Here is a 12,274-nt window from a genome sequence, read left to right as displayed (position 1 = left end):
CACAGCGCCGATGGTACTGCACCCGAGAGAGTGTGGGAGAGTAGGACACCGCCGGACAACACTTCACAGGCTGAGGCCCCACACCACCAGGTGCGGGGCCTCACCCCATTAACCCCACAACCCCACCAGGTCAGCCCGCCGGCCGGCACGCCGGCCGGCGCCAGGCCGGCCAGGCCAGGCCCAAAGGCCTACAGCCGGCCAGCCCAGCACCCAGCCCGGCTACCAGCCGGCTACCAAGCCGGCCACCAGGCCGGCCAGCACCAGGCAGCCACCCGGCCGGGCACCAGCCCTGCGAGCACTTAGCCACCATGCCAACAAGCCCGCCACGAGGCCGGCAGGACAACAGCACCCAATGGCGCCCGGGGCCGGGCACCAGCCCCGCGAGCTCCCAGCCCACCACTCGGCTCGTCGTGTCCGCACAGGCCGTCTCGGCTTGGCCCGTCTCGGCCCGTCTCGGCTCGGCCCGTCTCGGCTCGGCCCGTACAGCCTGCCCACCAGGATGACGACACCAGGATGACGACACCAGGATGACGACACTCAATCCCGGGCCGGCCACAAGCGAAGATCTACGGCCGGCCAGGACTGGCGAGTACGCGAGTCGCGCACCTCAGCCACCCGATGAGTAGGGAAGCGTGGCTTCGTGGTTCCATAGATAGGCAAGACCTACAGCAAAATAGAGATCCGCCGGCGGTACCCACCGGCACCTGATGAGAGGACCGCGCTGCCATGACTGAGCAGGAGCACACCGCTGGACACGATGCAGAGTCCCGTGGAGCGGACAGTCGAGACGGCGATCGTCAGGAAGGATCCGTTCAGCGGGGACGCCACTCCTGGGGTTCCAAGGCTGGCAGGCAGTCCAGCCCTGGGAGATCACCAGCGACTGGTCGGTCCCCCAGCGGCGAGACATCCGCACCTGCTTTTTCCTCTGCTCGACCCGATGACCATGCGAATTCACCGGTGAGCAATCCTCGCCGTGAAGCTGCCGCCGGCTCTCACCGCGGACAGAGCGACGTGGACGGTGGGGAAGGACGTCCGCCGACCGCCGACCGGAACCGCCCGTCACAGGAGTCGCGCCGCCCGGACCGTGCCGCGGGTGCTCCGCGGACCGGCCGGCCAGACGAGCGCGGCACCGCGGCACAGGGCGAACCCCGCCGGCCCGCCTGGAAGGGTCAGTCCGACGCCCGGAATGCGGATGGTCGCGGCGGTGGCGCCGCAGGTGGCAATCGTGATGATCGTCCGAGGGGTGGGTCACGCGATGGTCAGGCGAGGACACCGTACAGCGGGTCGGGCCAGGAGAGGCGGCCGGGTTCCCGAGACGAATCTTCGGATGGTCGGCGCACCGATCGCCGCGGCAGTGGATCGGGCCATGAACGGCGGTCGGATCAGGGAGATGCCGGGGGACGAGGTGCGCACTTGCGCGGCGCCGCGTCCCGCGGTGGCTCCGCCTCCGGATCGGCTGCCGACCGGCAGGGCAGCTACGGCAGTCGTGGCGGCACATCCTCGGGTAGGCCGTCGAATGGTGCGGAGCGTCCATGGCAGTCGCGGACGTCGTCCGCGGGCGATTCCTCCGGCAGGGCCCGTCGCCCCTCCGGGGATGGCGGCGGTACCTTCCGTCGGCCCTCTGACAGGCAGGACCGCGGGTCGTCGGCCGGCTACGGACGCGGCGACGACCGGTCCGGCCGCCGACCGGATGATGCCGCGACGGCTCCGCGTACACACAACGCCCGCGATCTGCGCAGCGCCAATAGGCCCGACAGGGAGCGTTCGCCCGAGATCGACGAGGACGTCAAGGGTGATGAGCTCGATCGTGTCACCCGCGCCCAGATACGGAACCTCGAGGAGCGGAGTGCGCTCTGGGTCTCCAAGCACCTCGTGATGGCCGGACGGCTCCTCGATCTCGACCCCGAGCTGGCGTTCCAGCACGCACTGGCAGCCAGCCGTCGAGGCGGGCGCCTTGCCGCGGTCCGCGAGGCGGTCGGTCTGACGGCATATGCGGCGGGACATTACGGCGAGGCGCTGCGCGAATTCAGGACCTTCCGCCGCATCAGCGGTTCGAACGTGCACCTCCCGGTCATGGCCGACTGTGAGCGCGGGTTGGGGCGACCCGACCGGGCGCTCGACCTCGCGCGCTCGGAGGAAGCGGAGTCCTTGGATGCAGCGGGCAAGGCAGAACTGGCGATGGTCGTGTCCGGCGCGCGCTCGGATCTCGATCAGCTCGACGCCGCCGTCGCGGCCCTCGAGATCCCGCAGCTCGACCTGCACCGCGCTTTCGCCTTCAGTCCTCGTCTGTTCCGTGCGTACGCCGATGCTCTCGACGCAGTCGGACGGACGGCTGAATCGGAGAAATGGCGCCGCCAGGCCCGTGTTGCCGAGAAGGCCCTGGGGCTCGACGATGACCTGGAACCCGACATCATCGACCTCGGTGAGGACGACGAGCCCACCCCTGATCGAGTCCCCAGGGTGGCGGAGGTACTCGCCGGTCCGGCTCGGAACGCGCACGGCTCGACGGACGACGAGGCGGGCCAGGTGCCCACCCAGCAGTCCGAAGGGTTCACCGAAGAGGGTGCGGGAACGTCGGCACGGAACGAGCCGACCGCCGTACAGCAGGACGACGACGAGGACCGCGACCAGGACGACGTGACGGACGGTCTCCTCGAACACCCGGACGAGGAGTTGGGCACGGATCCCACCGAGATGCCGGACCGTGCCGCCGGACGTGCGACACAGGACCCAGCTGCCACCACGGCGGCAATGGACCAGGGTCTCGTGGGCGACGTCTCGCTCGATCTGGAGGCAGATCTGGCAGAGCCGGGAACCGGTCGTACCACCGAGACCACAGCGATCGAGGAGCCTGTCCTGGAGAACAGCTCGCCGGGGACGGCGGAGATTCAGGAGTCAGCGGAAAGCCAGGAGTCAGGGGACCTCAGGAACCTGCCGGCGGAAGTAGCCGGCGGTCCCGAGGAGACAGATGAGGCGGACGAGGCGCAGGGCGCGGACGACGTCGTTCCTGCAGCGGACGCCGTTTCCGCCGGCGAGTCTGCGCCACGGGTCGAACCGCTTCAGACCGAGATGCTGTTCAGCATGGATGCCATGGGCGGAACCCGGATCGAGCCGTCCACCGACGACGTCGACATCGCTTCGTCGGCCGGGGATCCCGCCGTCCAGTTCTCGGCGGGTGAGGCACCGGACGGTTCGCCCAGTGGCTCCTCCTCGGGAGCTGCCGCACCGCAGGACGCGGAAGATCCGGCAACGGCCGGAGCTGTGCAGGACGAGCCAGGGCAGGACGGGCCGGCGCAGGATGCGCAGGACGTGCCGCCGGCGGCCGAAATCCCGGCGAAGAGTGCCAAGGCCAGGCGGACGCCGAAGACGAAGGCCACCACGGAGGACGCAGCGGATGAGTGAGCGACTGATCGACGGCTTCGACGGGGTGCTGTCCGACCTCGACGGCGTCGTCTATGCGGGGCCCAATGCGATTCCGGGAGCCATCGAAGCGTTGGATCGGCTCGAGGGTGAGGGCAAGAGCCTCGCCTATGTCACCAACAATGCCTCCCGGTCCTCCGCGCAGGTTGCTCAGCACCTTCGCGAGATCGGTGCACCCGCTACTGCGGAGCAGGTCTTCGGCTCGGCGCAGGCCGGTGCGGAGCTACTGGCTGCGCAGGTCCCGCGGGGGTCGGCTGTGCTCGTCGTCGGCAGTCAGACGCTCGAGGACGCGGTACGGGCCCAGGGGCTCTCGGTCGTCGGCTCCGCCGACGACCGGCCGGCCGCCGTCATCCAGGGATTCTCACCGACCCTCGGATGGAAGGACCTCGCCGAAGCCGCGTATGCGGTGACCGCGGGTGCCACGTGGGTGGCGACCAACACCGATATGTCGATCCCGCAGGAGCGGGGGATCGCGCCCGGCAACGGCACGCTCGTCGCCGCCGTCGCCGCTGCGACCGGCAAGCAGCCGCTCGTCGCCGGAAAGCCGGGCGCCGCCCTCTTCGAGACGGCCGCCCGGCATTCGGGGGTCGATCGTGCCCTCGTGGTGGGTGACCGCCTCGACACCGACATCCTCGGTGGGAACCGCGCCGGCATGGCCACTGCGCTCGTCCTGACCGGCGTCGACACCGTGCGGACGGCGCTCGGCGCGACGCTGGAGGAGCGCCCCACGTACCTCATCGCCTCGCTCGCCGACCTGTACGAGGAGTATCCCGCGGTCACGCAGGACGGGGACACCTACTCGTGCGGGAGGTCCACGGCTCGCGTGGTCGGCGGTTCGGTCAGCATCAGTGGCAGCGAGGACGACGTCGACAGCTGGCGTGCCGCGTGCGCAGCCTGGTGGGCCGCCCACCCGTCCCACGATCCCGAGCGGCCTCCGGCGGTCGATGTCGCCCCTGCCCGCTAGGGTGGGTACGGTTCGTCGGAGGACCGCTGCATGACAGCTGGACAGATCGATGAAGGACGAGTGGGAGCAGAACAGGAGGAGCCCGTGCACCAGGACGACCTCGACGCGCAGGTGGAGACCGGCACCCGCACGTCGCGGACAGGGGATCGACTGGTCGACGACGTGCTGGGCTCCCTCGACCGGCTGGCCGGACTCCCCGTCGACGATCATGCCGCCGTCCTCCTCGAGGTCCACGATCGACTCGGCGGCGTCCTCGCACCCGAGCAGGCCCTTCGTCCGGGCGGAGCCCATGGCGCGCCTTGACCAGGAACTCGTGGTCCGCGGTCTCGCCCGCTCGCGGTCGCACGCAGCGCAGCTCATTGCCGCCGGACGGATCACGCGCAATGGCGCCCTCGCTGCCAAGTCCTCCGCACCCATAGGCCCGGCGGACGTCCTGATCGTGGAGGGCGACGGCGACGACTTCGTCAGTCGGGCGGGGACGAAGCTCGACGGCGCCCTGCGGGCCTTCCCCGACGTGATGGTCGAGGGTAGGCGCTGCCTCGACGCGGGGGCCTCGACAGGAGGATTCACCGACGTCCTCCTGAGGCGCGGGGCACGCGAGGTGGCGGCGGTCGACGTCGGGCACGGCCAGCTCGTGCAGCAGCTGCGCGACCATCCGCGTGTCCAGGTCTTCGAGGGCATGAATGTGCGTCATCTGCTTCCCGGTGACATCGGCGGCCCGGTACAGCTCACCGTCGCCGATCTGTCCTTCATCTCCCTGCGCCTGGTCATGGCAGCCCTCGCCGGCGCCACGGAGGCGGGCGGAGACCTGCTGCTCATGGTCAAACCGCAATTCGAAGTGGGGCGCGCGGGGCTGAACCGGCTCGGGGTGGTGACGGAGCCCGCCGCACGCCGTCGCGCTGTGGCCGGAGTGCTCCGCAGCGCGCTCGAGTGCGGGCTCGACGTGCGCGGGGTGGCGCTGAGCCGTCTGCCCGGGCAGGACGGCAACCTGGAGTACTTCGTGTGGACAAAGGTGCCCCACGAGGGTTTGGTGCCTAGGATCGAGGGGGAACTGGACCGGCTGACCGAACAGGCCCTGCCCGGCGGTGATCTGTTCGGACCACCCGACCGTTCCACCGATCAGACGGAGCTCGATGAGTAGACGAATCCTGGTGCTCGCGCATACCGGCCGCAGGAACGCGATGATCGCGGCGCAGGAGGCGTGCACACGCCTCCACGACCTGGGCCTGCAGCCGGTCATGCGTCCCGAGGAACTCGCCGATATCCAGCGCGAGTACGGCGAGCTGGCGGCGCCGGCCCAGGTGCTCGGTGACGACGTGACCTTCGGCGACGTCGAGCTCGTGATGGTCCTCGGCGGGGACGGCACCATCCTGCGCGCGGCCGAGCTCGTCCGCGAAGCCGACATACCCCTCCTCGGGGTCAATCTCGGGCACGTCGGCTTCCTCGCCGAGAGCGAGCGGGCCGACCTCGAGGAGACCGTACGCTGGGTCGCCGAACGCAGCTACACGGTCGAGGAGCGCACCACCATCGAGGTGCTGGTCTGGCACGGGGACACCCTGCTCGGCACGAACTGGGCGCTGAACGAGGCCGCCGTGGAGAAGGCGAACCGCGAACGCATGATCGAGGTCGTCATGGAGGTCGACGGGCGACCGGTCAGTTCCTTCGGCTGCGACGGCGTCGTCCTCGCCACGCCCACGGGATCCACGGCCTACGCCTTCTCGGCGAGCGGGCCGATCGTGTGGCCGGAGGTCGAGGCGCTCCTGATGGTACCCATCAGCGCTCACGCCCTGTTCGCCAAGCCGCTCGTCGTCGCTCCCACCTCGGTCCTCGCCGTCGAGCTGCTCGCCCGGACCGACGCGACCGGCATCCTGTGGTGCGACGGACGGCGGAGCATCGATCTGCCGCCCGGCGCCCGGGTCGAGGTCCGGCGCTCCGAGCATCCCGTGCGGCTCGCCCGGACACGGCACACACCCTTCTCGGAGCGTCTCGTGCGCAAGTTCGAGCTCCCCATCCAGGGCTGGCGCGGCCCGATCAGGCATCAGGACGGCGGGACTTCATGATCGAGGAGATGCGGATCCGCGACCTCGGCGTCATCACCGATGCCACCCTGAACCTCGGACCCGGCCTGACCGTGGTGACCGGCGAGACCGGTGCGGGAAAGACCATGGTGATCACGGCCCTCGGGTTGCTGCGGGGCGCGAGGTCCGACGCCGGCGCCGTCCGGCTGGGGGCAGCGTCCGCCTCAGCCGAGGCCGTCCTGCGGCTGGATCCAGCGAGCGGTGCCGCACTGCGGGCTGCCGAGGCAGGTGCTGCCCTCGAGGAGTACGACGGTGCCGCTGAACTGATCCTCGCCCGGACGGTGACGAGCGAGGGGCGCAGCCGCGCCTATGTCGGGGGCCGCGCGGCTCCCGTGGGTGTCCTCGCGGAGCTGGGCGACCAGCTCGTCGTCGTCCATGGACAGTCCGACCAGTTGCGGCTGAAGGGTGCTCCGGCGCAGCGCCAGGCCCTCGATAAGTTCGGTGGCAGGCCCGTCGAGGAAGCGATCCGCGACTACACGGCGACCTTCGGCCAGTGGCGGGACGCCCTCGCGGAACGCGACCGGCTGCGCAGCGAGGCCCGCGAGCGGTTGCGTGAGGCCGAAGGTCTCGAGGCCGCCCTGACCGAGATCGGCGACCTCGACCCGCAACCGGGGGAGGACGCGACCCTGAAGGCCGAGTCGATGCGGCTCGGTAATCTGGAGGAGTTGCGGACAGCTGCGCTCGTGGCCCATCAGGCGCTCGTCTCCGAGGACATCGGGGCAAGCGCCGACGCCGTGTCGCTGGTCGACGAGGCCAAGCGCCAGCTCGAGGCGGTCGCCGAGCACGACGCCGATCTCGGGAAACTGGCCGAGAGGCTCGCCGAGGTCGGGTATCTGCTGGCGGACATCTCCGCCGAGCTCGCCGGCTACGGGACGTCCCTCGACGGTGAGGGTGCAGGCAGGCTCGAGGAGGTGGAGTCCCGCCGGGCCGCCCTCTCGGTCCTGGTGCGGAAGTACGCCCCGACGATCGACGAGGTACTCGCGTGGCAGGAGGACGCCGTGAAGCGGCTCCTGGAGCTCGGCAGCGACTCCTCCCGGGTGGAGGAGCTCGATGACGAGATCGAGGACCTCGACCGTCGCGTGCACGAACTGGCAGAGGCCCTGTCCGTGTTGCGGAGGACCGCCGCCGAGGATCTCGCCCACCGGGTCAGCGAGGAGCTGACGGCCCTCGCCATGCCGGACGCGCAGCTGATCATCGACGTCACCGCAGCGGAATCGCTGACCATCCATGGCGCCGACGACATCTCCTTCATGTTGCAGCCCCATCCCGGGTCGGCGCCGCGGGCCCTCGGCAAGGGCGCCTCGGGTGGAGAGCTCTCCCGCGTCATGCTGGCGATCGAGGTCGTCCTGGCCGCCGTCGATCCGGTACCGACCTTCGTGTTCGACGAGGTGGACGCGGGTGTCGGAGGCAAGGCCGCCGTCGAGATCGGCCGTCGCCTCGCGATGCTGGCTGAGCACGTGCAGGTCATCGTGGTGACGCACCTGCCCCAGGTCGCAGCCTTCGCGGCGCGTCATATCCGCGTCACGAAGAACGTGTCCCGCGACGGCGAGGGTGGCGGCGTGACGGCCAGCGACGTCGAGGTGCTCCCCGACGACGAGCGGGTCCGGGAGCTGGCGAGGATGCTCGCCGGCCAGGAGGACTCGGCCTCCGCTCGGGCCCACGCAGAGGAACTCCTGGCCGATGCGGCCCGGACCGTCGCTCGGTGATAGCCTTGAACTCCGTGGCGCAGCAAATAAACTCCCGGTTCCTCAAGTCCGCAACGACCAAGCACATCTTCGTGACCGGCGGCGTGGCCTCCTCACTCGGCAAGGGACTGACGGCATCCAGCCTGGGTCACCTCCTCCGAGCGCGCGGCCTCTCCGTGACGATGCAGAAGCTTGATCCCTACCTCAATGTCGATCCCGGCACGATGAACCCTTTCCAGCACGGCGAGGTGTTCGTCACGGACGACGGCGCCGAGACGGATCTGGACATCGGCCACTACGAGCGTTTCCTCGACGAGAACCTCGACGGCTCGGCGAACGTGACGACGGGCCAGGTGTACTCGACGGTCATCGCGAAGGAGCGCCGGGGCGAGTACCTCGGTGACACCGTGCAGGTCATCCCGCACATCACCGACGAGATCAAGCGCCGCATGCGGCTTCCGGCCGAAGGTGCTCCCGGCAAGAAGGCCCCGGACGTGATCATCACGGAGATCGGCGGCACGGTCGGCGACATCGAATCGCAGCCCTTCCTCGAGTCCGCCCGACAGGTTCGGCAGGACGTCGGACGGAACAACGTCTTCTTCCTGCACGTGTCCCTGGTCCCGTACATCGGGCCGTCCCAGGAGCTGAAGACCAAGCCGACGCAGCACTCCGTCGCGATGCTGCGCTCCATCGGTATCCAGCCGGACGCCATCGTGATCCGCTCCGACCGCGAGGTGCCGGCCGCGATGCGCGAGAAGATCGGCCGCATGTGTGACGTCGACATCGACGCCGTCGTGAACGCAGCCGACGCCCCCAGCATCTACGACATCCCCAAGACGCTGCACGCGCAGGGGCTCGACGCGTACATCGTCCAGGCACTCGACCTGAAGTTCAAGGACGTCAACTGGACCAAGTGGAACAAGCTCCTCGAGGCCGTGCACAACCCCAAGCACCACGTCGAGGTGGCGCTCGTCGGCAAGTACATCGACCTTCCGGACGCCTACCTGTCCGTCACCGAGGCCCTGCGTGCCGGCGGTTTCGCGAACAAGGCGAAGGTCACCATCAAGTGGGTCCCCTCCGACGTGTGCCAGACCCCCGAGGGAGCCAGGAGGGCGCTCGACGGCGTCGACGCGGTCTGTATCCCGGGCGGGTTCGGCATCCGGGGCCTCGAGGGCAAGCTCGGAGCGCTGACCTACGCCCGTGAGAACAGGATCCCCACCCTCGGGCTGTGCCTCGGTCTGCAGTGCATGGTCATCGAGTACGCACGGAACGTCGTCGGGCTGGAAGGTGCATCCTCGAGCGAGTTCGAACCCGACACCACCTACCCGGTCATCGCCACCATGGCGGAGCAGCTCGAGATCGTCGCCGGCGAAGGGGACATGGGCGGCACGATGCGCCTGGGCCGCTGGGAGGCCAAGCTACAGGAGGGCTCCGTCATCGCCGGCACCTACGGGAAGACGACGGTCTTCGAGCGGCACCGGCACCGCTACGAGGTGAACAACGAGTACCGCGAACAGATCGCCGAGGCGGGCCTCGTGTTCTCGGGGACGACGACGGACGGCAAGCTCGTCGAGTTCGCCGAGCTGCCCAAGGACGTCCATCCGTACTACGTCTCGACCCAGGCCCACCCGGAGCTGAGCTCGCGGCCCACGCGTCCGCACCCGCTCTTCGCCGGCCTCGTGAAGGCGGCGCTCGAGCGCCGCGGCGCGAAGGTCTGAGCATGCAGGTGTCCGGGGACGATCGTGCGACGTTCAGTGACGAGCAGAGCCCCCGCCGGCTGATCGACACGTCGACGGTCTACGAGGGGCGTGTGTGGGACGTCGTCAGCGAGCAGTTCAGCCTCACGGCGGACGGCGAGACGATCACACGCGACTTCATCCGCCACCCCGGGGCTGTCGCCGTCCTGGTCCTGAACGACGACGGTCAGGTGCTGCTGATCCGCCAGTACCGGCACCCGGTCCGCATGGCGCTCTGGGAGATCCCGGCCGGTCTCCTCGACGAGGAGGGGGAGGACTTCGTCGATGCGGCGGCCCGCGAGCTCGCCGAGGAGGCGGACCTCACGGCCCGCCAGTGGCACGTCCTGGTGGACCTGTTCCTGTCCCCGGGCTCGTCCTCCGAGGCGCTGCGCGTCTACCTCGCGCGCGGCATCGGGGATGTGCCCGAGGCCGATCGCCACACGCGCACCTACGAGGAGGCGGAGATCGAACTCAGATGGGTGGATCTCGACGACGCCGTCAGCGCGGCGCTCGAGGGCCGGATCCACAGTCCGTCCGCCGTCGCGGCGGTCCTCGCGGCCCGCGTGGCACGGGAGAACGGCTTCATCGATCTGCGCCCGGCCATGACGCCGTGGCCGGAACATCCGAGCCGGCACTCCACGTGGCCGCGCGGCGCCGTGCTCGAGAACTGACCACCATGGCGGAACAGGCACCTGTCGACGAGGACGGGCCGCTGTCCACGCTGCTCCGGGACTACCTGCAGCACATGTCCGTGGAGCGGGGCCTGTCCGTCAACACGCTCGCGGCCTATCGCCGGGACCTCCGCCGCTATGCGGCGTTCCTCCGGACCAGGGACGTCGGTGGCGCGACCGCCGTGACGCGGCACGACGTCTCGGCCTTCGCCCAGGCCGTCGTCTCGGGCGACGACGGCTTCGCGGCTCTCAGTCCACGGTCGGCGGCACGGACCATCGTCGCGGTCCGCGGGTTGCACAGGTTCTGGGCCCTCGAGGGCATCACCGAGGGGGATCCGGCCCGGGACGTCCATCCGCCCATGGCGGGGCAGCGGCTCCCGAAAGCCATCCCGGTGGCGGAGGTCGTCAGGATCCTCGAGTCCGTGGACACCTCGACCTCCACCGGTCAACGGGACCGGGCGCTGCTGGAGTTCCTGTATTCCACCGGTGCGCGGATCAGCGAGGCCGTGGGGCTGGACGTCGACGATGTCTCCGTCAGCGACGCGCAGGACCTCCCGGCCGTCGTCCGCCTGACCGGCAAGGGCTCGAAGGAACGCCTGGTCCCGGTCGGGTCCTACGCGGCCCGCGCGGTGGACGGCTACCTCGTCCGCGGCAGGCCCCTGCTCGCCTCGAAGGGCACGGGCAGTCCTGCCCTCTTCCTCAACATGCGCGGGGGGCGCCTGAGCCGCCAGAGCGCCTGGAGCATCCTGAAGACGGCCACCGAGCGCGCGGGTGTGACGCGCGACGTCTCACCGCACACGCTGCGCCACTCGTTCGCGACGCATCTGCTCGAAGGGGGCGCGGACGTCCGGGTGGTGCAGGAGCTGCTCGGCCACGCCTCCGTCACCACCACGCAGGTGTACACCCTGGTCACGGCCGATACGCTCCGCGAGGTGTATGCCGCGGCGCACCCGAGGGCCCGTGCCTGACGTCGGCGCCCGAGGGCCCGACGGCACTCCACCCGAGGTCCCGGTGGCCAGCGGGGTCTCGCCCGGCGCTGTGATACCCGACGGGAGATCGCCGGGCTCCACCACTCCCGAAGTGTCCCGTGAGTGGGCGACGATCGACGGCACAGCCTACAGGCGCGTGGTCCTGTGCTTCCTGTTCCGCCCGTCGCCCACGGGCCGGGAGGTGCTGCTCGGCCTCAAGCGGACCGGCTTCGGGACGGGGAGGGTCGTGGCGCTCGGCGGCAAGGTCGACGGCGACGAGTCGGACCTCGACTCCGCAGTCCGCGAAGTCGAGGAGGAGAGCGGGATCGTCCTGCCGCCGTCGGGCCTGCGGTACGCGGGCCGGATCAGCTGGTCCTTCCCGGCCAGGCCGGGCTGGAACATGCAGTCCGCACTCTTCACGGCCGAGGCCGGGCGCAGCGTGCCCGTCCCGTGCGAGGAGATCGAGCCGCGCTGGTATCCGGTCGACGCGATTCCCTGGGCGGCCATGTGGAAGGACGCACCGCACTGGCTACCGCAGCTGCTGGCCGGAACCCGCATCGACGCGCACATCGAGATGGCGGCGGACAACGACGGGGTCGCGCGGGCGACGATCAGCTGACACAATCCGGCTCTTCGTAAACGAGAGTGTGCGCTGGGTGCTGGCGGCGTGAGCAGGGTGGGCGCGTCGGTGACGGGATAAAGGTCGAGGCCTTCCGATGATGGAAGTTCTGACGCTATCCACCCGAAAGACC

The 12,274-nt window shown here is 70.0% G+C and carries 10 protein-coding genes; all 10 read left to right on the top strand.

Annotation, left to right across the window (positions count from 1 at the left end):
- Positions 1-1,413: 1,413 nt before the first annotated feature.
- The 10 genes from FNH21_RS17210 to FNH21_RS16585 all read left to right on the top strand — a co-directional run bounded on the left by FNH21_RS17210 (position 1,414) and on the right by FNH21_RS16585 (position 12,141).
- Entirely contained in the window at positions 1,414-3,402 is a 1,989-nt protein-coding gene (locus FNH21_RS17210; protein WP_241743330.1) for a hypothetical protein, read from the top strand.
- Positions 3,395-4,384 (top strand): HAD-IIA family hydrolase, encoded by a 990-nt coding sequence (locus FNH21_RS16625; RefSeq protein WP_152817173.1) that lies wholly within the window; start codon positions 3,395-3,397, stop codon positions 4,382-4,384. Before FNH21_RS17210 ends, FNH21_RS16625 begins: the two co-directional genes overlap by 8 nt.
- Positions 4,385-4,414: 30 nt before the next feature.
- Positions 4,415-4,687: a hypothetical protein gene (locus FNH21_RS16620; protein WP_152817172.1), complete on the top strand. Its 273-nt coding sequence runs from the start codon at positions 4,415-4,417 to the stop codon at positions 4,685-4,687.
- Complete coding sequence (locus FNH21_RS16615; RefSeq protein WP_152817171.1) at positions 4,674-5,525, top strand: TlyA family RNA methyltransferase; 852 nt, start codon at positions 4,674-4,676, stop codon at positions 5,523-5,525. The genes FNH21_RS16620 and FNH21_RS16615 overlap by 14 nt, the downstream gene beginning before the upstream one ends.
- The gene (locus FNH21_RS16610) at positions 5,518-6,444 is read left to right on the top strand and encodes an NAD kinase (protein ID WP_152817170.1); all 927 of its coding nucleotides are present in this window, start codon (positions 5,518-5,520) and stop codon (positions 6,442-6,444) included. Before FNH21_RS16615 ends, FNH21_RS16610 begins: the two co-directional genes overlap by 8 nt.
- Positions 6,441-8,168 carry a DNA repair protein RecN gene (gene recN, locus FNH21_RS16605; RefSeq protein ID WP_152817169.1) on the top strand — a complete coding sequence of 576 codons (1,728 nt, stop codon included), beginning with the start codon at positions 6,441-6,443 and terminating at the stop codon, positions 8,166-8,168. The genes FNH21_RS16610 and recN overlap by 4 nt, the downstream gene beginning before the upstream one ends.
- Positions 8,165-9,865, top strand: a complete 1,701-nt coding sequence (locus FNH21_RS16600) for a CTP synthase (RefSeq protein ID WP_191932092.1) — start codon at positions 8,165-8,167, stop codon at positions 9,863-9,865. The genes recN and FNH21_RS16600 overlap by 4 nt, the downstream gene beginning before the upstream one ends.
- A gap of 2 nt (positions 9,866-9,867) precedes the next feature.
- Positions 9,868-10,554: an NUDIX domain-containing protein gene (locus FNH21_RS16595; protein WP_152817168.1), complete on the top strand. Its 687-nt coding sequence runs from the start codon at positions 9,868-9,870 to the stop codon at positions 10,552-10,554.
- A gap of 5 nt (positions 10,555-10,559) precedes the next feature.
- Positions 10,560-11,522 carry a site-specific tyrosine recombinase XerD gene (xerD, locus tag FNH21_RS16590; RefSeq protein WP_152817167.1) on the top strand — a complete coding sequence of 321 codons (963 nt, stop codon included), beginning with the start codon at positions 10,560-10,562 and terminating at the stop codon, positions 11,520-11,522.
- A 112-nt stretch (positions 11,523-11,634) separates the two neighbouring features.
- A complete protein-coding gene (locus tag FNH21_RS16585; protein WP_338403337.1) occupies positions 11,635-12,141 on the top strand; it encodes an 8-oxo-dGTP diphosphatase in 507 nt (168 codons plus the stop codon).
- The last annotated feature ends 133 nt before the right edge of the window (positions 12,142-12,274 follow it).

The organism is Arthrobacter bussei, from assembly GCF_009377195.2.
Lineage (GTDB): Bacteria > Actinomycetota > Actinomycetes > Actinomycetales > Micrococcaceae > Arthrobacter_D > Arthrobacter_D bussei.
Note: the sequence above shows the minus strand (reverse complement) of the source record. Positions and strands in the feature narration are given on the sequence as shown.

Excerpts from the sequence above, each read along its gene's own strand:
- FNH21_RS16625 (WP_152817173.1), top strand. The coding sequence starts at position 3,395 with ATGAGTGAGCGACTGATCGACGGCTTCGACGGGGTGCTGTCCGACCTC.
- FNH21_RS16620 (WP_152817172.1), top strand. The coding sequence starts at position 4,415 with ATGACAGCTGGACAGATCGATGAAGGACGAGTGGGAGCAGAACAGGAG.
- FNH21_RS16615 (WP_152817171.1), top strand. The coding sequence starts at position 4,674 with ATGGCGCGCCTTGACCAGGAACTCGTGGTCCGCGGTCTCGCCCGCTCG.
- FNH21_RS16610 (WP_152817170.1), top strand. The coding sequence starts at position 5,518 with ATGAGTAGACGAATCCTGGTGCTCGCGCATACCGGCCGCAGGAACGCG.
- recN (WP_152817169.1), top strand. The coding sequence starts at position 6,441 with ATGATCGAGGAGATGCGGATCCGCGACCTCGGCGTCATCACCGATGCC.
- FNH21_RS16595 (WP_152817168.1), top strand. The coding sequence starts at position 9,868 with ATGCAGGTGTCCGGGGACGATCGTGCGACGTTCAGTGACGAGCAGAGC.
- xerD (WP_152817167.1), top strand. The coding sequence starts at position 10,560 with ATGGCGGAACAGGCACCTGTCGACGAGGACGGGCCGCTGTCCACGCTG.